The organism is Parasutterella secunda (genome assembly GCF_023336895.1).
Taxonomy (GTDB): domain Bacteria; phylum Pseudomonadota; class Gammaproteobacteria; order Burkholderiales; family Burkholderiaceae_F; genus Aphodousia; species Aphodousia faecalis.
Window position 1 is genome coordinate 114,503 of sequence record NZ_JAMBLT010000003.1, and the last position, 24,639, is coordinate 139,141.

A 24,639-nucleotide genomic window follows, 5' to 3' on the forward strand; every position below is an offset into this window, starting at 1 on the left:
GGTACAATAGCGACCGAGAATCAGCATAAGCCGATTTCGTTATATTTTTGAAGCAAGGTGGCCGCGGGGTCGCGACCACCGAAATCTATTTTTGAGGAACTTCCGATATGTCTACGATCAATGCCATCGTCGCTCGTGAAATTTTGGATAGCCGCGGCAACCCCACGGTGGAATGCGACGTCTATCTTGACAGCGGTGTGATGGGCCGCGCAGCTGTTCCGTCCGGCGCCTCCACCGGTATCCGTGAAGCGCTTGAATTGCGTGACAAGGACGCTCGTTACGGCGGCAAGGGTGTCATGAAGGCTGTGGAAAACATCCATGCCAAGATTCAACCCGCATTGATCGGGTTTGATGTGACGCAGCAAGCTTCCATTGATGCTCAAATGATTGAAGACGACGGTACGGAAAATAAGAGCAATTTCGGTGCCAACGCCATTTTGGGTGTTTCCATGGCTTGCGCCCGTGCGGCTGCCAACTATGTCGGCTTGCCCCTTTACCGCTATTTGGGCGGCATGGGTGCTGTGCAAATGCCTGTGCCGATGATGAACGTGATCAACGGCGGCGCTCACGCTAACAATAACTTGGATTTACAAGAATTCATGATTATTCCGATCGGTGCTCCGAGCTTTCATGAAGCCGTGCGCTACGGTGCGGAAACGTTCCATGCTTTAAAGAAGATCATTAACGGCCGTGGCATGAGCACCGCTGTGGGTGATGAAGGCGGTTTCGCCCCCAATATCGATAGCCATGAAGAAGCCATCGAATTAATCATTGAAGCCATCAAAGCCGCAGGCTACGAACCGGGTAAGGATATTGCCATCGGTTTGGACTGCGCCGCCAGCGAATTCTACGAAGACGGCAAGTATGTTCAAAAGGGTCAAGGCAAGACCTATACGGCCGAAGAATGGATCAAGGTTCTCGAAGGCTGGGTCGCCAAGTATCCGATTATCTCCATCGAAGACGGTATGGCAGAAGTCGACTGGGAAGGTTGGAAGAAGTTAACCGATGCCCTGGGTCGCCGCGTGCAGTTGGTGGGTGATGACCTCTTTGTGACCAATCCCAAGATTTTGGCCGAAGGCATCCAAAAGGGTGTGGCCAACTCCATTTTGATTAAGGTTAACCAAATCGGATCGCTTTCTGAGACGCTCGCTGCCATCGAAATGGCTAAGCGCGCCGGTTACTCCGTGGTGGTCTCCCACCGCTCCGGTGAAACCGAAGACAGCTTCATTGCCGATTTGGCCGTTGGCGTCAATGCCGGCCAAATTAAGACCGGTTCCATGAGCCGCAGCGACCGCATGGCCAAATACAACCAATTGCTTCGCATTGAAGAAGAGTTGGATGACCAAGCTGTCTACCCGGGCCGCGATGCGTTCTACTGCATCAAGGAATGGTCATTCTAATGGCTAAGCGTTAAGGTCAAAGCGAATGATTACACCCGATAAGATCATCAAGGTCTTGCTGATCTTGTTGCTTCTGATGCTTTGGCCTTTAATCGGCGGTCAGGGGGGATATATCCGAGTGGTTTCGTTAAGTGAGGAGCTTGCCGATATTAAAGAGCAAAATGCCCTCACTTTTGAGGAAAACCAACGCCTGGCCGCTGAAGTCCGCTCCCTGGTGCGGGGAGCCGATGCTATTGAAGAGCGCGCCCGCTACGACCTCAATATGGTCCGTCCCGGCGAAGTGCTCTTTCGTATTCAAAGACCTCAAAAAGTTCTTCCGGGAAATGCTATTCCCGCCGATATTCTGAACGATCCTTTGTACCGTCCCGCTCCTGTTACGCCTCCGGCTAAAGAAGGCGAAAAATAAGTCAAAGCGATTATTTCTTCGGGAATTTTCCCGATATCTTTTCTTCAGATAGGCTATAACTGAAGGCATCTGTTTTTCATTGGCAAAGGATTCCAAATGATTGATGCCGTGATTGTTAAGCCTGAAGAGATGCGTGAGTGCGCCCAGGTTGCCGCGCAAGTTCGTCACACGATTCACGCCTACCCTGAAGTAGGTCTCAATTTGACTCAAACCGAAAAAACGATTGTTGAAGCGCTCAAAAGTTTTGGGTGTGAAGCAATTGAAACGCGAGTCGGCGGAGCTGATGTCGCCGGTGTGGTTTGCGTCGTCAAGGGGGATCAGCCTGGACGTACGATCGGTCTTCGTGCCGATAGTGACGCTCTGCCCTTAAATGAAAATACCGGAGTACCCTACGCAAGCACCCGTGCCAAACATATGCATGCCTGCGGGCATGACGGTCACGTGGCTACACTCTTGGCCGTGGTGAAGTATTTCATGGAGCATCGTCATTTTGCGGGTACCTTGGTTGCGATTTTCCAACCCGGAGAAGAAGGTTTTGCCGGAGCCCGCCACATGGTTGAAGACGGTTTGGTTGAGCGTTTTGGAATTGATGAATTCTATGCGCTTCATGCCGAGCCCACGCTTGATGTCGGCACGGTCGGCTTTGTGCCCGGCTACGCCACCGCGAATGCTGACACGTTTGAAATTGTTTTTGAGGGGCAAGGCGGGCACGGATCAAGACCCCAGTTTTCTAAAGATTCTATTGTTGCGATGGGTGAGGCGATTTTGGCCCTGCAAACCATTGTCTCACGCAATGTGTCTCCTTACTACGCGGCTGTGGTATCGATTTGTTGCGCGCAGTCCGGCGATCCCGATGGAACAAGCGTGATGCCGCAAAAGGCTCTTTTGCGCGGGACCACTCGGTCGTATGAACCTGAAGTTCAGGATTTGATTGAGCGACGCATGAATGAAATCGCCCAGGGTATCGCTCAAACGTACGGGATAAAGGCAACAGTCAATTACACGCGACTCTATCCTGCCATGTATAACACGCCCGAAAATGTGCAAGCCGCACGTGAAATTGCCGCGCAGGCCATTGGGGCTGCCAATGTTAAAGAATTCTCCCGCACAACAGGCGGAGAGGATTTTTCCTTCATGCTTTTAGAGCGACCGGGCTGCTTATTCCGTCTTGGAATGAAAGATGCCGATCACACGGCACCGGTTCACAATGAAGAGTTCGATTTCAATGACAAGGCCATTGCCACGGGCGCTGCTGTCCTGGCGTCTATCGCTTTAACTCGCATGAATAGCTAAAAGAAAAGTCCTATTTCATCGATTTCGTTCGGTGAAATAGGACCATTACCGAAAACGCGGCGATCAATTAGCCTAAAGCGTTCGTTTTAATTGATCCATTTTTGAGTTTGAAGGACTTCATCGGCTTTAGCCTGTCCCCAAACCATTCTTCTGGCCAAATCAACGATTTGTTCGGGCGTGATTTTTTCAAGCGTCATCAAAGGCGGCTCGTTTTCGTTATTCGAAGGGGTGACGGTATAGAGCCAGTAGTGATGACCGTCGTGATAGACCGTCAGGTGTTCGGTTTTCTTTTCTCCGTCTTTAATGGCCCGAAACCCGAAAAGATGGGAAAGTTGCATGGTCACTGACGGTTGTCCGGTCAGCTCAAGCGTAACTTCTCTTTTAGGCATTCGCTCATCGGGATTTTCCAATAGCGACATAAGATCCTCGAAGAGTTTTTCCGGGTCAGCCTGTTTAGCCTGATTGATCGGGGAGAGCTGAGGATAGCGGCCCGTGAGCTTGGGCATCACCTTATTCATAAAGCGCTCAAGAATCTCATTTTGATCATGCTCGATGAGGTCGGCTAACGCAGGATCGGCTTGGTAAACACGGACATTAAGCGACGCTTGCTTATCGTCTGGAATTAAGCATAAAAGAAAATGCTCCACCGGCTCAAACGCCCAAACCTTTGTCCCTTCGGCCTTGACGTAAAAACCGTCGACCTCTTCTCCGCCTTTGACTTGCGCGGGCAAGAACGAGTCCAAAACTTCCTTTAGGTTTTGATGCGTGACGGTGAATTCTCCAGTCTGAGCATTAACATTGACGGAATAAATAAGGCATTCTCCATCAATGATGAGTTTGAAAACCCAAGCAATGAGACCGTCTTTTTTGCCGGTATTTTCCAAAAAGTCTCGGGTGATGTCACGAACCTTCGCGACCGCTTCAGCTTCGGTGAGGTTGCGGATCGGATAAGGACCGTTGAGGGTGGCCAAAATGGGATTGCCCATTAGGTAGAAGCCGCCCTGCAGTCCTTCGTGGCTAAAACCCATGACGTTTTGATTCTTGCTGTTTTTAAATATGGTTTTCATATCAATCAGTTATTTTTGATGGCTGAACCATCATCAAAGAGTTTGACGACATCTTCAGCGCTAAAGCGTTCCGTGCGGCCGCAAAAGTCACACGTGACTTTAATTTCACCTTCTTCTTTCACGATTTGAAGTGCTTCGACTTCGCCTAAATTGCGAATCATCGCTTCGACTTTTTCGCGTGAGCAGGTGCAGGCAAATTTGGGTTCTGTAGGCTCAAAGTAGTCCGGTGCCTCTTCCCAAAAGAGTCGGTGAGTGACCTCCTCGGGAGTAAGCTCTAAAAGCTCATCATCGGTGATGGTCGAGGCTAATGTTTCAATACGGTTAAGGCTGTCTTCATCGCTTGTGATGTTTTCATCCTTGCCGCCGAAATCCGGCATTTTCTGAAGCATTAAACCGCTTGCCGCAGAATCATCGGCGGTGAGCCAAAGTTTAGTGTGGATTTGTTCGGATTGTTCCATGTAGCCCATCAGCGCGTCAGCGATACTCTCGCCGGTGAGCGGAACAACACCTTGATAAAGCGGCTCGCCTTCGCGCCTGTCCTTGGGATCAAGCATGATTGCGCAGCGGCCGCGTCCGTGGGCGTTTAGTAATTCTTTCATGCCCATGGTATCGCTTACTTCTTCACCTTCGTGCATTTTTACGGTGGCGCGAACTAAAAGACCGTTTCTGACCTCAACAATGGCAAGACGCACCGGCCCGTCACCTTGCACCTGCATAATTAGGGCGCCTTCAAACTTCAGGGAACTGGCTAAAAGCAGCGACCCCGCGGTCATTTCTCCCATCAGTCGCGTAACACTTAATGGCCATTTTTGAAATTGACGCATGGCTTTCCAGGCGGTTGTCAGTCTGACAGAAGCGCCTTTCACAGGTGTGTTTTTAAAAATAAATCGAAGCAGCGTGTCGTGTTGAGTCATGATTTTTTCCCGTTTTAACCGATTTGTTTCTTCTCGGTTTGGTAACGATTTTTTTGTTCAATGTAGTGTCGGGCGTTTTCCCGAATTTTTTCTTTTTCCTCAGGGGTTAATTCTCGCACAACGCGTCCCGGCCGTCCGATGATCAACACACCGTCCGGGAATGTTTTGTTTTCCGTAATGAGCGTTCCGGCTCCGACCAAGGATTCTCGCCCGATAACGCTGCCATTGAGAATGACCGCGCCCATGCCGATTAAGGAAGCCTCACCCACAGTGCAGCCGTGCAAAATGGCTGAGTGTCCCACTGTGACGTAGTCGCCCACCCGACAAGGTTTGCCCGGATCCGTGTGAAGGACCGCGCAGTCTTGGATATTGCTGCCTTTTCCCACGGAAATCTCGGCTTCGTCACCGCGAATACTGGCTCCAGGCCAAACACTAACCTCTTCGTCTAATGTAACCGTTGCGGTGACCGTGGCCAACGGATCCACGTAAGCCGTATCCGCAATGGTCGGAATCTTGTCAGAAATTGAAAAAATAGCCATCTTTAGAACGTTAAATCGTTTAAAGTTTGAGGGTAGATTGTAGCGAGTTTAGATAGTGAAATGAGAATAGATTTACATGTGCATTCAAGTGCAAGTGACGGTGTTTTTTCTCCTGCCGAGGTGGTTCGCAAGGCGCACGCCAACGGTGTGGAGGTGATGGCTTTAACCGATCACGACACGGTTTCCGGGCTCAAAGAGGCCCGTAAAGAGGCCGAGAAGCTCGGCATGCGCTTCATTGACGGGGTGGAATTATCGGTTTCGTGGGGCGGTCGGACGATTCATGTTGTCAGCCTCGGTCCTAAAAAGTTTGAACCCTATAGGGAGCTTTCTGAAAAACTGAGTAAACAGCGTGATCTGAGAGCGCGAACCATCGCCTCGAAGTTTGACGCGATGGGCATCTATAACACCTACGAGCAAGCGTTGGAGTTGGCGGGCAATGGCCTTAATCTCTCGCGCAGACATTTTGCCCTGGCTCTCGTTCAGAGGGGAACCGTCGGTACTGAAGACGAAGCTTTTGAGAAGTATCTCAGAGACGAAGGGCCGGCCTTTGTCAAAACGCAATGGATGACGTTGCCTGAAGCCATGCGCTTTATCCGTGAGACCGAAGGGGTGGCAGTGGTCGCTCACCCGGGACGTTACAATTTTGCCGCTCCCTTGACAACGATTGATCTTTTGGAAGAATTTAAAGCGCTCGGGGGCGATGCGATTGAAGTCACAACGGGCAGTCACTTTGAAGCTGAAAATGAGCGCTACACAAGGGTTGCTTTAAATATGGGCTTTTTAGCGAGCACCGGCAGTGACTTTCACGGCTGCAAACCCGGCCGTCCGGAGCCAGGCCTTCAGGAACCGTTGCCGGATTATTTACCCACAGTCTTAGATTTATTGAAAGACCGTTAACCATGCATTTTCTTTATGACCTCGCGGTATATGCGATTCCTTTGATTTTCGCCATTACGATGCACGAAGCGGCTCACGGCTGGATGGCCGAGCGCTTTGGCGACGATACGGCATCCATGATGGGACGCGTCACTTTAAACCCCATCCCTCATATTGATCTCGTTGGCACGATTATCGTGCCGGGGATTTTGTTGTTGGGTTCGGCCGTCACCGGTTTAGGGGGAGTGCTTTTGGGGTGGGCCAAGCCCGTTCCCGTCAATACACGCAACTTAAGACCCTTTCGTCAGGGGATGTTCATGGTGGCGTTGGCCGGCCCTTTGAGTAATCTCTTGCAGGCGCTCTTTTGGCTGTTGATGCTTAAGCTCTTTATTCTGACAGGCTTTCTGACGCAGTCATTGCTGGACTTGACCATCGCGGGTGTGATGGTGAATTTCTACCTGATGGCCTTTAACCTTTTACCGCTGCCGCCTTTGGATGGCGGACGGATTGTCACGATGCTTTTACCGTATGAAGCAGCGGTGAAATTTTCTGAAATTGAGCGCTACGGGATGGTGATTCTCGTGGTTTTGATTGTTTCGGGCTTTTTAACCTATTTCATGCATCCCTTTGTCTGGACGGCCAGACGTTTGCTGACATGGGTTTTGCTTTGAGATTTGTTTCAAAAAGCTGATCGGCTTTTTCCCATAGAAAGGCCGAAATCGGTACAATAGTCGGGTTAATTTGAAGTAACAGGCGTGCGGGGTCAGCTTCGTGCGCGAATGAGTGAAGACAAAATGATTAAAAAAGTAGTCCGTACGGGTTTGGTGGTTGCTTTGCCGATGGCTTTGGCTGCCTGCTCGACATTTGACTTCGGCCAAGATCGTATTCAATATGAAACGAGTGACTCGCGCGCTCCGCTGGAAATCCCGCCGGATTTAACTTCGGTGCCCGGTTCTGACCGCTTTGCGGTGCCTTCTCGCCCGCAGACTGTATGGGCAAGCCAACAGGCTCAGCTTGATGCCGCCCAAGCCGGCAACACCAATCAGAACGCATTGGTTCTTTTGCCGCAAGGCGAAGTGGCCAAGATTGTCCGCGAAGGCAACAATCGCTGGATTCATGTGAACCTGTCGCCTGAAATGGTCTGGCCGATCATGCAGGACTTCTGGACCACGGTCGGTTTATCGCTGGCTCGTCAAGATGCCGCAACCGGTGTGATGGAAACAAATTGGGCTGAAAACCGTGCCAAATTACCCCAAGACATTATTCGTGCCACTTTGGGCCGTGTGATTGATATGGTTTATTCCACCGGGGAACGCGACCAGTATCGCGCCCGTGTTGAACGTTCAGCCAACGGCGGCTCGGATATTTTCGTGACGCACCGCGCCATGGTTGAAGTGGTTAAGAGCTTGGGTGGGGATAACGAAACCACCGTTTGGCAGCCCGGTCCGAGTGATCCGGAAATGGAAGCTGAAATGCTCACGCGCCTGGCTCAGCGCATCAATCAGGAATTTAATCCTGAAGCGGTGAAGAAGAGTCCGGCCGAGCACGAAGCCGAAGTTGAAAAGTTGGCGAGCTACCAACCGGAAAACTCCGTGAGCCAGCTCGAACAAGATGCCGAAGGGGTGGCAACGAGCATTTACATTAAGGAAGACTTTGAACGCGCCTGGCGTCGTGTGGCGCTTGCCGTTGACCGCATGGGCTTTACGGTTGAAGACCGTGATCGCTCCAGAGGTTTCTTCCTTGTGCGCTATCTCGATCAAGAATACGAAGAACAGAAACGCTCTGAACAAGGTTTCTGGAGCAATGTATTCGGTCGCGATACGCCGGTTGAAGCACCGCAATACGTGATTTATCTGCAACGTCTCTCGGACACCGAATGCCGCGTGCATGTGTTGGGTCCGGATGGTAAGGCCGATACGACCGGTGTCGCACCGCGTATCCTGACGCTTTTGAGCGAGCAGACGAAGTAATAGCCTCAATGGCTAATGGAGACGAGGGAGCGTGGAGCCTTTTGGCCGCACTCCCTTTTCTCTTATGGGAATGAATATGTTTAAGCTTTTCTTTTCGTTTTCAGGTCGGATTAATCGCGCTCGCTTTTGGGCGGTGATCGCTTTTTGGCTTCTTGTGCGGGTGGGAGTGCCTTATCTTTTGTACACCTTTGCCTTGTTGCCCGGGCAGTCGCTTGATATCCAAGACGCCAGTGCAAGTCCTGAAATCTTTGAAGCCGGCAAACTCTACGCGGTTTTAACCGTTGTGTCGCTTTTTAGCACGGTCTCGGCGGCAGTTCGTCGTTTGCACGACTTTGACGCAAGCGGCCTTTGGGCCATATTGCTCTTTATTCCGGGCATTGAATTCATTGCCTACTTGGTCATTGGGCTTATCGGCTCTCAACGCGGCACAAACCGTTACGGCGTCAATCCCTTGGGCGAAAACAATATCTATTTCCCCGGTAACGAGGAAATGCGGGTGAAGGAATTAAAAGACCTGGCAACGCTTTTTGAAAAGGGCCTTTTGTCCGAAGCAGAGTATGAAAAAGCGAAAAAAGCTATTTTGAAGTAAGGAAATTTAAATGCAAGTTGCAAAAGATACCTTAGTGACGATCTCAGCCAAAATGTACAACCTTCAGGGCGATCTGATGGAATCGGCCGATGAATTGGTTTATTTGCATGGTCATAGCGACATTTTCCCGGTGATTGAAAAAGCGCTCGAAGGTAAAAAGCCGGGTGATACGGTGACCGTTCAGCTTGAGCCTGAAGAAGCTTTTGGCGACTACGATGAAACCGCTTTAATCATTCGTCCGGAGACGGATTTTGAAGAAGGGGTTGAAGTGGGATTAAGTTACACGGAAATCCGCGGAGAAACATTGGATCGCCCGTACCGAGTGACAGATATTGCAGACGGCGTTGTGGTTTTAGACGGCAACCACCCACTTGCCGGCATCGGTTTGAAATTCGAAATCACAGTCAGAAATGTCGAAGCGGTGAAAAAAGGTGTCGAAACCATCGGTACCGATGATGTGGTTGTACCGTCTTTTTTACAAGTTTCCGACAAGCCGATGGTTGCCAACATCGTTGATGATGCGGGCGATGAAGAAAGCGAACAAAAGACTTTGCATTAATTATTGAGGATCGTCTGCGCTTTATCTTTCAACTCATAGAGCAGATCTAAAGCTTGACGCGGGGTAAGCTGATCCACATCCAGCGCGTCAATTTCTTCACATAGCGCTTGGGTTCTATCGGGCTCAGGCGCTTTTTCATCGGGCATCTCTACATTGTTGTCAGCGAATAAGTCGAGTTGTTCATTGACCTGCGAGCGCTCCTGCAGCTCATTGAGCATTTTGCGAGCACGTCGGATGACAGAGTTGGGGACACCAGCCAACTGAGCAACCGCGATACCGTAGCTTTGATTAGCGGGACCATCCTGCACTTCATGTAAAAAGACGATTTTGTTTTTGTTTTCGACCGCGGCAACGTGAATATTGGCCACTTCGGGCGCCGTTTGTTCAAGCTTTGTGAGTTCAAAGTAGTGAGTCGCAAAAAGCGTAAAACTTTTTTTCACAAGCGCTAATTCATGGGCGATGGCCGCCGCCAAACTTAGACCGTCAAAAGTTGATGTTCCGCGTCCGATTTCATCCATGAGAACCAGACTTTGGTCGGTTGCTTGGTGCAAAATAGCTGCCGCTTCCGTCATTTCCACCATAAAGGTCGAACGACCGCGAGCGAGGTCATCACTGGCTCCTATGCGGGTGAGGATACGATCGATAGGGCCGATTTTGGCGCTGGCCGCGGGAACGAAACTGCCGATATAGGTCAAAAGCACAATAAGGGCGATGGATCGCATATAGGTGGATTTACCACCCATGTTGGGACCGGTAATCACCAAAAGCCTGCGACCGGGGATGAGCAAACAGTCGTTAGGTGTGTAGCTTTCGATGGCGTCTTCAACGACCGGATGGCGCGCTCCGATAATTTCAATGCCGGGCGCCTTTTCCAATTCAGGACGAATCCAATTGGCACGGCTTGCGTGATAGGCAAAAGAGGTCAGCACGTCAATTGCCGCAGCAGCGGCGGAAGCCTTTTGTAAAACTGGAACATAACTGTCTGCAAAGGCAAGCAGTTCGTTATAAAGCGACTTTTGCAAAGCTTGGGAGCGTTCCTGAGCGGAAAGCGCCTTATCTTCATATTCTTTGAGTTCAGGCGTGATGTAGCGCTCCGTATTTTTGAGAGTCTGCTTTCTGTGGTAATGCAGCGGAACACGGTCGGCCTGACCACGGGAAATTTCAATGAAAAAGCCTTGGACTTTATTGTATTGAACACGCAAAGTGGGGATACCCGTTGAGGCTCTTTCACGGATTTCCATTTGCGTCAGGAAGTCGCCGACATTGTCACGCAGTTCGCGAAGGGTCGCCAGTTCTTCGTTATAGGTGCTCGCAATAACATCGCCGTCTCGCAGCTGCACGGCGGGCTCTTCTAAAAGAGCCGCGTTGAGCTTTTCGTACAATGCCGGATCAATGACAAGGTCGGCCGCTTTTTCTTCAATGAGCGGGTCGTCAGCGAGCATGAGCTCTTGGGCAATCTGGGCTAAATGGGGAAGCGCGTCTCTGAGCGCGGCCAATTCTTTCGGACGAATGCTTCGCATGGCAATGCGAGTCGCCAGACGTTCAAAATCTGGAACGGTCTTTAATTTATCGCGGACACTTTCTCTTAAGTGCTCAGCCTGAACAAAACTTTCAACGGCTTGATGTCTTGAGGAGACAATCTGCGTATCACGCAAAGGATTGTGAATCCATTGGCGCAAGAGGCGGGAACCCATGCTGGTTTTGCATTGATCAAGCAGCGAAAAAAGGGTTGGACCGTCATCACCTCGAAGGGTTTGTGTGAGTTCCAGGTTTCGGCGGCTAGCCGAATCCATACCGACAAATTGGCTTTGAACCTCTAATACAGGGGGCAAAAGATGCGGAATGGCTTCGCATTGAGTGTTTTCCGCGTAGGTTAAAAGCGCACCGGCGGCGCTTACCGCATCGGGAACATCGTCAAGCCCCCAAGCGGTGAGTTCCTGTACTTGGAATTGATGTTTGAGTTTGGCGGTTCCGTGGTCAACGGTGAAATACCACTTGGGTAAAGGAGTAATCGCCGCAGGCAGCCTTAACTCATCAATGGTTTCTTTAAAGTCTTCAGGAACGAGGATTTCGCTTGGTGCAATTCGGGTAACTTCAGTGGCAAGTTCCTCAAGACTTGTATTGGCCACGTGAAATTGGCCGTTACTGAGTACCAGCCAGGCCAATCCCAGACGGGCGCCATGGCGGCCGGCGGGGGATATCGCCAATAAGGCTGCATCTTGCTTTTGAGGTAAAAGCTCATTTTCCGTTAAAGTGCCGGGCGTGACGATACGAGCAAGTTCCCTTTCCAAGGGGCCTTTGCTCGGGTCGCCGATTTGCTCGCAAATAGCAACGGAAACCCCTTGCTTAACCAAGCGGGCAAGGTATTGTTCGAGCGTTTTTTCAGGCACGCCCGCCATGGGAATCGGTTCACCGTTTAAATCAGTTCCGCGCGAGGTAAGCGTAATTCCCAAAAGTTTATTGGCTCGGACCGCATCATCAAAAAACGTTTCGTAAAAGTCCCCCATCCGGTATAAAACCAGGGTTTCGGGATGTTGGGCTTTGATCTCAAGAAAACGCCGAATGGCAGGGGTGTGCCCTGCCAACGGGTCATTGATGTTTTGAACCGTTTTTGTTTTTGCCATTGATGCGACCGTCTACGATGAAGTCTTTCGATTGCTTAGCGGATATCACCGTAGTTTTTATTAACCACGGCTAACAACTGACCGAATACTTTGGGGGTACCCGCTACGATTTGACCGGTCGAGAGGTAATCAGATTCTCCCTTAAAGTCGGTGACGAGTCCACCGGCTTCAAGCACTAAGAGCGAGCCGGCAGCAATGTCCCAAGCCTTGAGATTCGGTTCCCAGAAAGCATCCAAGCGACCGGCGGCAACATAGGCCAAGTCCAAAGAGGCGGCGCCTGCACGGCGGATACCGCTGGTGGTTTTAGCCAATTGACTGAAAACCTTCATAAAGGCTTCAACATCATCGGTTTTGCGGAAAGGAAAGCCCGCGCCAACCAAAGATTCAGCCATGGAGGTGCGCTTACTGACACGAATGCGTCGGCCGTTTAAAAAAGCGCCCACACCGCGCGTAGCGGTGAAGATTTCGTTTTTAACGGGATCCGCGATAACGGCTTCAATGATCTCGTTTTCACGCTTTAAAGCGATGGAAACGGCATATTGGGGGAAGCCATGCAAGAAATTGGTTGTGCCATCCAAAGGATCAATGATCCATTGGAATTCACTTTTTTCAGGGCCGGTGAGGCCGTTTTCTTCACCTAAAATCTGGTGACGGGGATAGGCCTCACGCAAAATTTCTACCACAGTGCGTTCACAAGCGACGTCCACTTCGCTGACGTAGTCAGAATGACCTTTTTTGTGAACTTCCAGAGTAGAGAGGTTGTCGACAGCACGGTTAAGAATGGTGCAGGCCGCACGGGCGGCTTTCATCGCCGTGTTGAGCATCGGAGAACTCATCGTCAGAATCCTTCTTGAAAATTTAAATCAGTTGATGTGATAACTACGTGTAGAATCTAAATATTTTAATGATTTTTGGCTATTTAGCTTTTGAAATGTCAACTTCTGCTTTATCCCAACACGTCTGTTTTATTTTGGTGGAACCAGCGCACCCCGGCAACATTGGCTCGGCCGCGCGGGCTATCAAAACGATGGGTTTCAGAGATCTTCGTGTTGTGAGCCCTTGGGAAGAAAATTACCGCACTCACCCCGAGGCGATCGCTTATTCAACAAGCAGTGTGGATGTGCTCCAATCAAGCCGTTCCTATGGGTCACTCTTAGAGGCGCTTGAAGGAGTTCATTTCGCCTGGGCGATGTCGGGATATGATCGTGAATTTGGTCCTGCAATCGAACCGGTGAGAAGGGTTGCTGAAAAAGCGGTCGATTTTGTTAAAAAGCAGCAGGGCAATATTGCTTTTGTTTTCGGTTGTGAACGAACCGGTCTTTCCAATGAGCAGATGGCGATGTGTCAAGGTTGCGCGGCCATCCCGGCCGATCCTGACTGCACCAGCCTGAATCTGTCCCAGGCTGTTCAAATCATGGCTTATGAAATGCACATGGCGATGATGGATGAGACGATCACTCATGACGGGCTCTATGAGTGGCAGGAGCGATTTGCCGGTGAAAAACTCGCAGGACCTCAGGCGATTGAGGGCTTTTTAGCTCATTTTGAAGAGGCAATGATTCACTGCGGCGTGTTGGATCCCAAGGAGCCGAAGTTGTTTATGCCTCGAGTCAGAAGACTTTTTTCTCGAACGCAGCTCACTCAACCGGAAGTCGATTTATTAAGGGGAGTGTGTTCGCAGATTATTTCTCCGAAAAACGAAAGATCAGGTAAAAAATGCCCGAAAAAATAGCAATGGTCTTTTTCGATTGACGACTGGTACAAAATGTAGTTGAAAAACAAATTTAAATCTTATAAAATCCCCATTCTTACTGAGCAACGCTCAGATTGTGCGGAGAAGTGGCCGAGAGGCTGAAGGCACACCCCTGCTAAGGGTGCAAGCTCGCAAAACGGGCTTCGGGGGTTCGAATCCCCCCTTCTCCGCCATTTTTATTCTTATAAATCAACTCAACAAATCCCCTCATATTTCAGGTGTTTCTCTTGGTATCTCATTTGACCAAGACTACATTGTGCAGCGCACAACAAGCCAAACGATTCCAATAACCATTGCTAAGGCCAGAATGCTTCGGGCTATTTGAAATGTTTTCGTAAGTTTGGGACGAACAATCGGTTTGGGTTCATAATCAGGCGAACAATAACTTTCAGCCAGAAATACTTCCCAAGCTTTTAGATCCAGCCGAAGGAGACTTCTTTTTCCATTCCTGAATTGCACATCAACGATTTTGTAGCCGTCGTTGCGATTTTTAGCGATGGTTGCGCCTCCAACACCACCCGGATTGCCAAAAATCATTTGCCCAACCCCGCCTCTGAATAAGGCGCTGAAGACATCTTTTTGAATGTCATCAATGGAATCAATCAGTTGATAGCTCTGAATAAAATCCTTGTTAAGCGGGATGAAACTGTCACTGCGCACCGTTCTGAAGCCTTGCGCTTCAATTTCTTTTTGGATGCGACAACTTTCCCGAAGCGGAAGCTGAATTTCATTGTTGTCAATTCGGTAGCCTTGGTAGTCTCCGGCAAGCACTCCGTTTTCAACCATCTTTCACTCCATCAAACCAACTCATGTGAATCATAAAGCAAAGCCTCGTAAGAGGATATCTTGCGAGGCTTGCAGAAATTTTGTGATTAAAACACAGCTAATCAATGCAGACTAAACGATAGCGGCGATCGCCAAAGCCGATTTTCTCCGCATGCTCAAGAATCCGTTCACCGTTTCGGCTCTCCATTCTTTCAATGAGCGAGTGACCATCGGGTGCTTCATAAACCAAATCCACGCAGGCTTGATCCAATGCGACAGGGTTCAAGGACGCCAGCACGCCGATATCCTTCATGTCAACTTCAGCCGGATGAGAGACGCAATCGCAATCTACCGACATATTGTTCATAACGGAGATATAGAGCATCTTTTCGCCTTCGCCGAAAAAGTCGGAGACAGACTTCGCGGCTTCAGCCATGGATTCGATAAAAGCATCGTGATCCGGTCCGGTCAGTTTCATAAAGCGCCCGTCTTCTGCGGTTTGCCAACCTTGCGTTTGCATGGCTCCGGCCGTATGAATATTGGCCTTACCGTCTGATGATGCCACACCAATGGCGATGTTTTTAAGCGCACCGCCGAAACCTCCCATCGGGTGTCCTTTAAAGTGCGTGAGCACCATCATAAAGTCATAGTTTTTGACGTGATCGCCAACGATATCTTCTTTAAGATGAGTGCCTCCTTTTACCGGCAGGTGCTCAACACCATCGCTATCCATGATGTCTACCGGTGCAATAGCCGCAAAACCGTGATCTTTGATTAATTGTCTGTGCGCATCAGTTGTGTTGCGGGCACCAGCGTATGCCGTGTTGCATTCCACAATGGTTGCCTTAACGCTTTGCACCAGATCCTTGATCAAAGCTGGTTTAAGGTAGTTCTCATTGCCCGCTTCACCCGTGCTTAATTTCGCAGCCACGCGTCCTTGAGCCGGGCGTCCAAGCTTCTGGTAAAGCTTTATCAGCGACGCAGGAGAAATCTCTTTTGTGAAATAGACAGTACTTGCCTGAGCGCAATCGGTTTTAAAACTTTTGTGCATGTCAGTCATTTTTTTTCTCCTTGCAATCCAATCAAGAAAATTCTAGATCAATCATCCTTTCAGAAATTGCCTATTAGTCTCAATGCATAACAATCCACTCCAATGTTAACTTGTTGTCGGGTCTGACAATCGGGTCAATGTTTTTCTTCATCGCCCAAGAAAACATTGGTTGAAGCAGAGGAATGTGCAAGACCTGATTTTGTTCGAGTGAGAGAGCCTGTTGGGCAAGGGCCTTTCTTTCGTTGAGATCTTCAGCCAAATTTAGTTTTTTGAGTAACGCGTCCATTTGCTTATCGGAAGCACGGCCGATGTTGCTGATCCCAGCTCCGGAGGCTCCGTCGTAAGTAGCCGACAGAGATTGCAGGGGGTAGTAAGCATCAAAAGTACTTGAGCCCCATCCGACCAATCCGGCAGAGGTGTCAAAACTTAAGACTTTCGGAAAGTACTGGGCGCGGGGCATGGAGTGAACATTGACCTTAACATTGAGTTTGGCCCACATGCTCGCGAGTGCTTTGCAGAGATTTTCGTCGTTGACCCAACGGTTATTGGGGGTATCTAAAGTGAAGGCAAAGCCTTTTTCAAATCCGGCTTCTTTAAACAATGCTTTAGCTTTTGGCAGATCGTATTGTCCCGTTTGGGCGATCTGGGAGTCATAGCCAAAAACAGAATCAGAAATGACTGTGTTGGTTGCCACCGCTTTGCCCCGCATGATGCTTTTAACAAGCGCCTGTCGATTGACGGCAAGAGAGAGTGCTTGACGAACTCTCACGTCTTTAAAGGGATTGGCACTTAAAGGCTTTCCATCGAGGTCGCTGGCATAGGGCGTTTGATCTCGGTATTGATCCAGGGCGATCATCATGACACGGTCTTCAGCGCGTGACAGTACTCGAATGGAGTCATTACGTTCTAATCGAGCAATATCTTGCGGAGCGGGATCCAACACAAAGTCCACTTGTCCTGACAGAAGTGCTGCCGTTCGAGTGGCCGCAGAGTTAATAGGGGTGTAGATGACTTTTTCTATGTTGCCTCTGCGATTTTTTTCGTCCCACCATTCATGGTTGGCCACGAATTGTGTTTTAACATCTACTTCTCTAGAGATGAGTTTGAAGGGACCCGTACCGTTGGCGTGGCGCGCTAAGTAGGATTCTTCGCCTGAGACATAATTTTGTGGACGAAGAGCCTTGTGTTTTTCCAGCCATTTCTTATTCAAAATACGCAATTGAGTGAGTTGGTTTAAAAAGACCGGAGAGCCGGAGACGGTTTTAACCAAGACTTGGCGGCTGTTGACAACTTCTGCGCCTAATATGCCGGAGGCCGCCGCTTTAAATTGGCTCTCTGGCAAAAGGGCCCGATTAATCGAATAGGCAACGTCTTCAGCCGTTAAAGTTTCACCTTCGTGGAAACGCACGTTTTCTCGAATGGTAAAAAGAAAACCGTTTTTGACTCGTTGGTATTGGCTTGCCAGACAAGGCTCAACACGCATATCGGTGTTGTACCGAACCAGTGCTTCGTATACCGCGGCGTTGGCAGCTGAATTCAGAGATTCATTTTGAGCGTGAACATCAAAGGTAAGAAAATCGCCGGCGCTACTCCAGCGGAAAACCTTCTCTTTTTGAGCGAAAGCATTGGAGTATGCTCCAATCAATAGCAGAGAAATAGCCGATAGAGTTAAAGCGCGGCGTGTTACGGAAGCAGCGTGTTGAAATAACATGATGAAATCCCTTTAAAGTACATTGAAAAAACTTTTAACGTGAAGCTTTTTGCCATCGTGTACGGAGGAGATTTTTCTTTTTTTTTGTATCCGGTAACTCATCCCATTTCCTTTTTTGGAGTTAGCCGCGAAACCGGATAGATAAGAAAAAGCCCGCATTTCGCGGGCTAATATTGGGGGTATTCAGTCAAGCGTAAATCGTCCAAGGCCCGCTACTAATGAGTGAGCCACCACCAACGGCGAGATTGAGCCAAAGAGGTTAAAGACGATTTCGCTTTCATGGTGAGATCATTCTATATAGAGAATTAGAGCCAAAAAATAGGCTTTTTGGATTAATTTTTCTAGAAACTAAGGGCAACTACTCAGAAAAACAAAAAATATACGGTACTGATCATATGTGTCTGATGCTATAGAGAGCAGAAAAAAAGTAGTAAGGTACCCAGCCTTCTCTCTATTGCTTTTTATGCTGAATGAAATGGGTTCTGAAGCACCGCAAAGCGCCTTGCGCGCTATTTTTTCCCGTACGTTTGTTGCGATCTCGCTTATCAATATGCTAGGCATGATTGGCTACTACGCCATTTTTGTTGTTTGTACTCGCTATTTAATGGACGGTTTTTCTGCTTCTGCCTCAACGGCCGGTCTTGCGACGGGGATCGTTGTGATCGGTTGCCTGGTGGGTCGTTTTTTCACCGGCAGTATTATTCGTGATGTTGGCTATCGGCGTGTTTTAGGTATCGGAGTTTTCTTTTTCTTTTTAATGAACGTGGCCTATTTCTTTTCGCACGAAATATGGCAGATTTTCTCCGTTCGTTTTATCTCAGGCGTAGCCATGGGCGTTATCGGCACGGCCACCGGTACCTATGTGGCTACGATTGTTCCCAGACAGTTTCACGGTCGCGGAATTTCGTATTTTTCGATGAGTACGGCTCTGGCGCTGTGCTTTGGTCCTTTTATCGGTATCGCGTTAATCGGCTCGCTGGGTTATGACGGTATTTTCAGTATCGCTACGGGATTGTCTGCTGTCAGTCTTCTTTTGATGTGGTTTGTCATCGATGTCACGCCTCCAAAAGATCAAAAACGTGAGAAAAAGACTCTCTCGCTTGACGATTTCATTGACAAACGTTTGGTGCCCTTCAGTATCTTTGTCGGTATCGTTTGTTTGACCTGGGGCAATGTTCAGGCGCTGCTCGCGGATTATGCAAAAACGTATGACGTGGTGGCTGCCGCTTCAAGCTTTTTCCTTTTGTACGCGGGAGCAAGCTTACTCACGCGTCCGATAACGGGAAAATTCTATGATGCTCATGGTCCGGTCGTGTTAATTTTGTCAACACTTGTGTTAATGATTGTGGGGCTTTTGTTGCTTGCATCTCACGCAGGCAGTTGGGTGGTTCTGTTAGCCGGCGCCATCATGGGCTTGGGATTCGGAAACTTTCAATCACTTTCTCAAGTTTCCGGTATTTCTTTAGTGCCGCGTGAGCGGTTTGCTCAGGCAACGAGCACCATTTTCATCTTCTTTGATTTGGGTGTGGGAATGGCTCCGTACTTATCCGGTTTTTTGGTTCAACCGGTGGGCTACGCAGGTATTTTTGCTATTAACGCCGCCGTTGTTGCTCTAACCATTCCGCTTTATTGGATTGTCTGGAAAAAGCGTCCGCAAAAACCTAATGTGGGGCACGAAGCCTTGACGGCCAATCAAATTAAAAACGAAGAGAACTAAAAAAGGCCGGCAGCATTGGTTGAACCGGCCTTACTAAGTTAATTAATCAATTTTTGCGTGTTTGCGCATCATTTCCATGACTTTATCAAGGGGCAGAGCCTTAATGACTCGGCCGTCATGAGTCGGGGTGTCGTGTGCCGCAAAAAGTGAATTGATGATGGCTTCTTCGGTGGCTTCAATGGTAGCCATGAAAATCGGGGTCATATCATCGTTGCGAACGACAGACATGGTTTGCTTGGCCAGTTTTTCGGCTTTGTGTTCCACCCGAACACTTTCGTTGGTCGAAAACGCAATCACAAAGTCTCCGGAACCGTTAGAGGCAACGCCGCCCGTTTTAGCCAGTCCCATAAAGGCCCGTTTGGCCACTCGTTCCAAATTTCTGGCTTCAAGCGGGGCATCGGTGGCGACAATCATCATGATGGAGCCATCGGCGCACTCAATTTCTTTTTGATAGGGGAAGCCTCCTAGTGCCTTGCCTACCTCAACGCCATTGATATTTAAAAGTCCGCCAAAATTGCTCTGTACGAGCACCCCTACGGTGTAGCCACCCATATTGTCCGGCAGTTTACGGGAAGCCGTACCGATGCCACCTTTAAAGTTAAAAGCCTTTGTCCCCGTGCCGGCCCCGACTCCGCCTTCTTCAACCGGACCGTCTTTGGCTTCGACAATAGCCTTTAAAACATCCTCCCTGGTGACAAAACGCTTACGGATATTGTTGATCGCTCCATCATTGGTTTCGCCCACAACGCAATTAACGGACTCAACAGAGTCGTTTTCCTTGAAGCTGAAAACGTAATCAATGATGCCATCAATGGCGGAGGCTAAATTTAAAGTATTGGTTAAAACAATGGGCGTTTCGATATTTCCGAGCTCTTTGACCTGAGGGTAACCCACCATCTTGCCGAAAGCATTACCCAAGAAAATACCGGCTGCGACTTTGTGCTGAAAAATATTGCCGTCGTGAGGAAGAATGGCTGTCACACCGGTACGCATGCCTTTGGCATCGTCAATCAAAGTGACTTGGCCGACTTTAACGCCCTTGACGTCGGTGATAGCGTTATGGGTGCCGGTCGGCAGGACGCCGAAAGAGATGCCCCATTCACGGGGTCGTTTTCCTTGAAAATGTTCAGTCATGATGCGTGTTCCTTTCCGAGAATCGGCCTCAAGCCGATCAAACGTCATTCAAATTAGGCTAACTTTAACAAAAGAATCCGCCGATCACTACAGTCACCGGCGGATTCTGGGGGTTAATCAGATGAAGTCAGATTATTTCTTAGAAACAATCTTATTGTGTTCTTTCATCATTTGCATGACCTTATCAACAGGCAAAGCCTTCACGGTCGTGCCCTTGTAGGTCTTCGTATCTTTCGCGGCAAATAACGAATTGACAATGGCTTCTTCTGTGGCTTCAATCGTTGCCATGAACAAAGGCGTCATGTTGTCGTTTTGTACCACGTCGCGCTTGAGCGTTTCGTTAGCCTTGGCATCGTAGGGCACACGCATGGACTTGTTCGTCGAGAAGGCGATCACAAAGTCACCGGAACCGTTCGAAGCCACGCCACCGGCCTTGCCCATACCGAGCCAAGCGCGCTTGGCAACGCGTTCAAGGTTGCGGGAGCTCAACGGAGCGTCGGTGGCCACAATCATCATGATGGAGCCGTCAGCGCTTTCAATTTCTTTTTGGTACGGATAGCCGCCCAATGCTTCGCCCACTTCGACGCCATCAATATTGAGTAAACCGCCAAAGTTCGTTTGCACCAAGACACCAACCGTATAACCGCCCATGGACTTCGGCAGTACACGGGAAGCCGTACCGATACCGCCCTTGAACCCGAAGGCGATTGTGCCGGAACCGGCTCCTACACAGCCTTCTTCAACCGGACCGGACTTGGCAGACTGAATGGCTTTCAAAACGTCAGAGGGTTTAACGAAACGGGCGCGAATGTCGTTGATGGAACCGTCATTGGTTTCACCGACAATGGCGTTGACCGAGCGCACATCATCGTTATCCTTAAACGAGAAGGTGTAGTCGATGATGCCGTCAATGCCGGCAGCCACGTTAAGCGTGTTGGTAAGAACGATAGGCGTTTCGATATTGCCTAATTCCTGAACTTGCGGATAACCCGTCATCTTGCCGAAAGCATTGGCAAGGAAAACACCGGCCGGCACCTTGTTCTTAAAGATGTTGTCCGTGTGAGGAACGATGGCGGTAACACCCGTGTGCATGCCTTTCTTTTCGTCAACGAGCGTGACTTGACCGACAAGCACGCCTTTAACGTCCGTAATAGCGTTGTTGGCACCCGGATGCAATACGCCGATTTCGATTCCCATGTCACGCGGACGGTCAGCGGCCAATGCAAGGCTTGAAGCGGTCAACGTAGCGGCCATCAAGATACCAGCGGCAATTTTTGTTAATTTCATAGTATTAGCTCCTTCTTATAGAACGCACGTAAGGTATACGTGTCCTTCCCCAAGATACTCCGCTTTTTGACTCTCGGTGTAATCCAAAACCTTAAGAAAAAACCCGAGCATCCGATCGGATGACTCGGGTTGGGTGATGGAAATTCTCGATGAAATTAAGCTTTAGGCAGCTTATCGAGCTGTTCCTGGACCTTCGCTAAGAGCTTAGTGAAGTTTGCCAGGCGTTCACGTTCTTGATTGACGACTGCTTCCGGGGCGCGAGCCGTGAATTTTTCGTTCGAAAGCTTGGCATTGGCTTTGGCGATTTCGCCTTCTAAGCGAGCGGCTTCCTTACCTAAACGTTCACGTTCAGCGGCCACGTCAATTTTCACAACCAGCATGAGTTTATAGTCTTCAACAATAGCAACCGGGGCGATCGAGCCTTCGTTTGCCTTATTGATGTCTTCGCAAATCGTCACTTCACTGACGCGAGCCAAATGCATAATGTACGGGGCCACCGTCTTCAACACATCTTCATTGCCTTGAACGGCCAACGGGATGCGTTGAGAGGGCGAGAGCTGCATTTCGCCACGCAGGTTGCGAACCGCGTCAATCATTTGCTTTGTGAGCGCCATCTTATGATCGGCTCCGGTATCTTCACCGGCAAAAGAGGCTTGCGGATAATCTTGAATCATCACGCTGGTTTCTTCGTCCTCGTTGCGGGTACCGGCCACAACGCTCACTTTTTGCCACAACTCTTCCGTAATAAACGGAATAATCGGATGAGCTAAACGAAGCACGGCTTCCAACACCGTGATCAAGGTATGACGCGTGGCGCGTTGCTGGGCTTCGGTGCCGTTAGCAAGCTGCACCTTAGATAATTCCAGATACCAGTCGCAGTATTGATCCCAAACGAAGGAGTAGATAGCGTTGGCGGCATTATCCAAACGCCATTCCGCAAAGGCTTTTTCCACTTCGCCAATCGTGCGGTCCAATTCACGAAGAATCCATTCGTCCACGAAAGAGCGTTCTTGCGGCAGGCTGGCATCCAATCCGCAGTCCTTGCCTTGAACGTTCATAAGCACAAAGCGTGTGGCGTTCCAAAGTTTATTGCAGAAGTTGCGGTAGCCTTCAGCGCGGCGCAAGTCAAAGTTGATGTTGCGGCCAAGCGTGGCGTAGGCGGCCATGGTGAAGCGCAAGGCATCGGCGCCGTGCGGGGCAATGCCGTTGGGATAATTTTTGCGAAGTTTCTTTTCAACCTGCGGAGCCTTTTCCGGCTGACGCAAGCCGCGCGTGTTTTTCTTCACCAGGCTTTCGAGATCAATGCCGTCCATGATGTCGAGCGGGTCAAGCGTGTTGCCTTCGCTCTTAGACATCTTCTTGCCTTCAGCGTCACGCACCAAGCCGTGCAGGTAAACACCCTTGAAGGGGACTCGGCCCGTGAAGTAACGAGTCATCATCACCATACGGGCAACCCAGAAGAAGATGATGTCATAGCCCGTCACGAGCATGGAGCTCGGTAAGAAAAGATCATAGCCTTCGCTAGCCATCTTTTCCTTATCGGGCCAGCCAAGGGTGGAGAAGGGGACCATGGCAGAAGAGAACCACGTATCTAGAACATCTTCATCACGCGTCAGCTTCACGCCGGCTCCGGCCTGAGCCTGAGCTTCCTCTTCGTTATGAGCAACGTAAACGTTGCCTTTTTCGTCGTACCAGGCCGGAATCTGATGACCCCACCAAAGCTGACGAGACAAGCACCAGTCTTGAATGTTTTCAAGCCACTGACGATAAACACCGCGCCATTCTTTGGGCTGAATATTGACTTCACCGGACTCAACGGCCTCAAGACCGATTTCACCGATGGATTTGCCGGGGAAGTGGGCCGTGGCGGGAGCCGGTTTGCTCATGGCCATGTACCACTGTTCGGACAACATCGGTTCAACCACTTCGCCCGTACGGGAGACTCTCGGCACCATGTGCTTGTGATCCTTAATGCCCACCAAAAGTCCTTGAGCTTCCAAGTCCTTGATGACCGCCTTACGAGCTTCATAGCGATCCATGCCGCGGTATTTTTCCGGGACATTGTTATTCATCTTGGCGGTCTTGGTTAAAACCGACATCGGCGTAAGGTTGTGGCGCTGACCGACTGCAAAGTCGTTAAAGTCGTGCGCAGGGGTGATCTTTACGCAACCGGAGCCAAACTCACGATCAACGTATTCATCAGCGATTACCGGGATGGTGCGGTTGCAAAGCGGCAGAACTAATTCTTTGCCAATAAGCGATTGATAGCGTTCATCTTCCGGGTGCACGGCCACGGCTTGGTCGCCGAAAAGTGTTTCCGGACGGGTGGTTGCCACCACAACGCCCTCACCGCCGTCGGCGGCCGGGTAGCGGATTTCCCAAAGGTGCCCGTTTTCTTCAACGCTTTCGACTTCCAGGTCGCTCACGGCGCTTTGCAGCTTCGGATCCCAGTTCACCAAACGAGTGCCGCGATAGATCAAACCGTCGTTGTAGAGTTTGACGAATGTATCCACGACCACCTTGGAGAGTTTTTCGTCCATGGTGAAGTACAGACGATCCCAGTCAACCGAGTCGCCCATGCGGCGAATCTGCTGCAAAATCGTGCCGCCCGAGAACTTTTGCCATTCCCACACGCGCGCAATGAAGTCTTCACGCTTCATATCGCGGCGATTCAGTCCTTCTTTTTCAAGCTGACGTTCAACAACAATTTGCGTGGCAATACCGGCGTGGTCGGTACCCGGGACCCAAGTCGTGTTGTAGCCTTTCATACGGTGGTAGCGCACAAGCGTATCCATCACCGTCTGGTTAAAAGCGTGCCCCATGTGCAAAATGCCCGTGATGTTGGGCGGGGGCAGCTGGATGCTGAAGGAAGATTTCGTGGGGTCAAGTTTGCCGGCAAAGTAGCCGCGCTTTTCCCACGTTTCGTACCAGCGCTTTTCAATTTGTGCCGGTTCAAAGCTCTTGGCAAGTTCTTCAGTACTCAT

General features: G+C 49.8%; 21 protein-coding genes and 1 tRNA gene. 11 read left to right on the plus strand and 11 right to left on the minus strand.

Going from position 1 to position 24,639, the window contains the following annotated elements:
- The first annotated feature begins 107 nt into the window (after positions 1 to 107).
- The 3 genes from eno (at position 108) to M3080_RS04540 (ending at position 3,099) form a co-directional block, all read left to right on the plus strand.
- Positions 108 to 1,400 carry a phosphopyruvate hydratase gene (gene eno, locus M3080_RS04530; protein ID WP_022473043.1) on the plus strand — a complete coding sequence of 431 codons (1,293 nt, stop codon included), beginning with the start codon at positions 108 to 110 and terminating at the stop codon, positions 1,398 to 1,400.
- A 25-nt stretch (positions 1,401 to 1,425) separates the two neighbouring features.
- Complete coding sequence (locus M3080_RS04535; RefSeq protein WP_022473042.1) at positions 1,426 to 1,806, plus strand: septum formation initiator family protein; 381 nt, start codon at positions 1,426 to 1,428, stop codon at positions 1,804 to 1,806.
- Between the two features lie 96 nt (positions 1,807 to 1,902).
- Positions 1,903 to 3,099 carry a M20 metallopeptidase family protein gene (locus M3080_RS04540; RefSeq protein ID WP_249092084.1) on the plus strand — a complete coding sequence of 399 codons (1,197 nt, stop codon included), beginning with the start codon at positions 1,903 to 1,905 and terminating at the stop codon, positions 3,097 to 3,099.
- Between the two features lie 86 nt (positions 3,100 to 3,185).
- On the opposite strand, the gene M3080_RS04545 is transcribed toward M3080_RS04540, so the two are convergent.
- Genes M3080_RS04545 through M3080_RS04555 form a run of 3 tightly spaced genes read right to left on the minus strand, consistent with a single transcriptional unit; the run spans position 3,186 to position 5,619 of the window.
- On the minus strand, positions 3,186 to 4,166 hold the full coding sequence (locus tag M3080_RS04545) for a hypothetical protein (protein WP_249092085.1): 981 nt from the start codon (positions 4,164 to 4,166) through the stop codon (positions 3,186 to 3,188).
- 5 nt (positions 4,167 to 4,171) lie between these two features.
- The gene (hslO, locus tag M3080_RS04550; protein WP_249092086.1) at positions 4,172 to 5,080 is read right to left on the minus strand and encodes an Hsp33 family molecular chaperone HslO; all 909 of its coding nucleotides are present in this window, start codon (positions 5,078 to 5,080) and stop codon (positions 4,172 to 4,174) included.
- A gap of 14 nt (positions 5,081 to 5,094) precedes the next feature.
- A complete protein-coding gene (locus M3080_RS04555; protein ID WP_022473038.1) occupies positions 5,095 to 5,619 on the minus strand; it encodes a gamma carbonic anhydrase family protein in 525 nt (174 codons plus the stop codon).
- A 60-nt stretch (positions 5,620 to 5,679) separates the two neighbouring features.
- Here M3080_RS04555 and M3080_RS04560 point away from each other — a divergent pair, with 60 nt between their 5' ends.
- From M3080_RS04560 to M3080_RS04580, 5 genes are all read left to right on the plus strand, one after another.
- Positions 5,680 to 6,516, plus strand: coding sequence for a PHP domain-containing protein (locus M3080_RS04560; RefSeq protein ID WP_249092087.1), 837 nt, complete (start codon positions 5,680 to 5,682; stop codon positions 6,514 to 6,516).
- Positions 6,517 to 6,518: 2 nt separating this feature from the next.
- A complete protein-coding gene (locus tag M3080_RS04565) occupies positions 6,519 to 7,166 on the plus strand; it encodes a site-2 protease family protein (protein ID WP_022473036.1) in 648 nt (215 codons plus the stop codon).
- A 123-nt stretch (positions 7,167 to 7,289) separates the two neighbouring features.
- Positions 7,290 to 8,465, plus strand: a complete 1,176-nt coding sequence (gene bamC, locus M3080_RS04570) for an NlpB/DapX family lipoprotein (RefSeq protein WP_249092088.1) — start codon at positions 7,290 to 7,292, stop codon at positions 8,463 to 8,465.
- Positions 8,466 to 8,541: 76 nt separating this feature from the next.
- Positions 8,542 to 9,054 carry a DUF805 domain-containing protein gene (locus M3080_RS04575; protein ID WP_249092089.1) on the plus strand — a complete coding sequence of 171 codons (513 nt, stop codon included), beginning with the start codon at positions 8,542 to 8,544 and terminating at the stop codon, positions 9,052 to 9,054.
- Positions 9,055 to 9,064: 10 nt separating this feature from the next.
- The gene (locus tag M3080_RS04580; RefSeq protein WP_249092090.1) at positions 9,065 to 9,613 is read left to right on the plus strand and encodes an FKBP-type peptidyl-prolyl cis-trans isomerase; all 549 of its coding nucleotides are present in this window, start codon (positions 9,065 to 9,067) and stop codon (positions 9,611 to 9,613) included.
- Here M3080_RS04580 and mutS read toward each other — a convergent pair.
- Complete coding sequence (mutS, locus tag M3080_RS04585; RefSeq protein WP_249092091.1) at positions 9,610 to 12,237, minus strand: DNA mismatch repair protein MutS; 2,628 nt, start codon at positions 12,235 to 12,237, stop codon at positions 9,610 to 9,612. The genes M3080_RS04580 and mutS overlap by 4 nt on opposite strands.
- Before the next feature lie 35 nt (positions 12,238 to 12,272).
- Positions 12,273 to 13,073 (minus strand): inositol monophosphatase family protein, encoded by an 801-nt coding sequence (locus M3080_RS04590; protein ID WP_249092092.1) that lies wholly within the window; start codon positions 13,071 to 13,073, stop codon positions 12,273 to 12,275.
- A gap of 95 nt (positions 13,074 to 13,168) precedes the next feature.
- Here M3080_RS04590 and M3080_RS04595 point away from each other — a divergent pair, with 95 nt between their 5' ends.
- Together M3080_RS04595 and M3080_RS04600 are read left to right on the plus strand one after the other, a co-directional pair.
- On the plus strand, positions 13,169 to 13,969 hold the full coding sequence (locus M3080_RS04595; RefSeq protein ID WP_249092093.1) for an RNA methyltransferase: 801 nt from the start codon (positions 13,169 to 13,171) through the stop codon (positions 13,967 to 13,969).
- Positions 13,970 to 14,070: 101 nt separating this feature from the next.
- A tRNA-Ser gene (locus tag M3080_RS04600) sits at positions 14,071 to 14,163 on the plus strand.
- 76 nt (positions 14,164 to 14,239) lie between these two features.
- Here M3080_RS04600 and M3080_RS04605 read toward each other — a convergent pair.
- The 3 genes from M3080_RS04605 to M3080_RS04615 all read right to left on the minus strand — a co-directional run bounded on the left by M3080_RS04605 (position 14,240) and on the right by M3080_RS04615 (position 17,517).
- Entirely contained in the window at positions 14,240 to 14,776 is a 537-nt protein-coding gene (locus tag M3080_RS04605; RefSeq protein ID WP_249092094.1) for a hypothetical protein, read from the minus strand.
- A 97-nt stretch (positions 14,777 to 14,873) separates the two neighbouring features.
- Positions 14,874 to 15,815 carry a DUF362 domain-containing protein gene (locus tag M3080_RS04610; protein WP_249092095.1) on the minus strand — a complete coding sequence of 314 codons (942 nt, stop codon included), beginning with the start codon at positions 15,813 to 15,815 and terminating at the stop codon, positions 14,874 to 14,876.
- Positions 15,816 to 15,885: 70 nt separating this feature from the next.
- Positions 15,886 to 17,517 carry an ABC transporter substrate-binding protein gene (locus M3080_RS04615; RefSeq protein WP_249092096.1) on the minus strand — a complete coding sequence of 544 codons (1,632 nt, stop codon included), beginning with the start codon at positions 17,515 to 17,517 and terminating at the stop codon, positions 15,886 to 15,888.
- 463 nt (positions 17,518 to 17,980) lie between these two features.
- On the opposite strand from M3080_RS04615, the gene M3080_RS04620 reads away from it, so the two are divergent.
- A complete protein-coding gene (locus M3080_RS04620) occupies positions 17,981 to 19,234 on the plus strand; it encodes an MFS transporter (RefSeq protein WP_249092097.1) in 1,254 nt (417 codons plus the stop codon).
- A gap of 42 nt (positions 19,235 to 19,276) precedes the next feature.
- Here M3080_RS04620 and M3080_RS04625 read toward each other — a convergent pair whose 3' ends face one another.
- The 3 genes from M3080_RS04625 to M3080_RS04635 form a co-directional block, all read right to left on the minus strand.
- On the minus strand, positions 19,277 to 20,368 hold the full coding sequence (locus tag M3080_RS04625; protein ID WP_249092098.1) for a DmpA family aminopeptidase: 1,092 nt from the start codon (positions 20,366 to 20,368) through the stop codon (positions 19,277 to 19,279).
- Between the two features lie 132 nt (positions 20,369 to 20,500).
- Positions 20,501 to 21,655 (minus strand): DmpA family aminopeptidase, encoded by a 1,155-nt coding sequence (locus M3080_RS04630; RefSeq protein WP_022472173.1) that lies wholly within the window; start codon positions 21,653 to 21,655, stop codon positions 20,501 to 20,503.
- 155 nt (positions 21,656 to 21,810) lie between these two features.
- On the minus strand, positions 21,811 to 24,639 hold the full coding sequence (locus tag M3080_RS04635; protein ID WP_249092099.1) for a valine--tRNA ligase: 2,829 nt from the start codon (positions 24,637 to 24,639) through the stop codon (positions 21,811 to 21,813).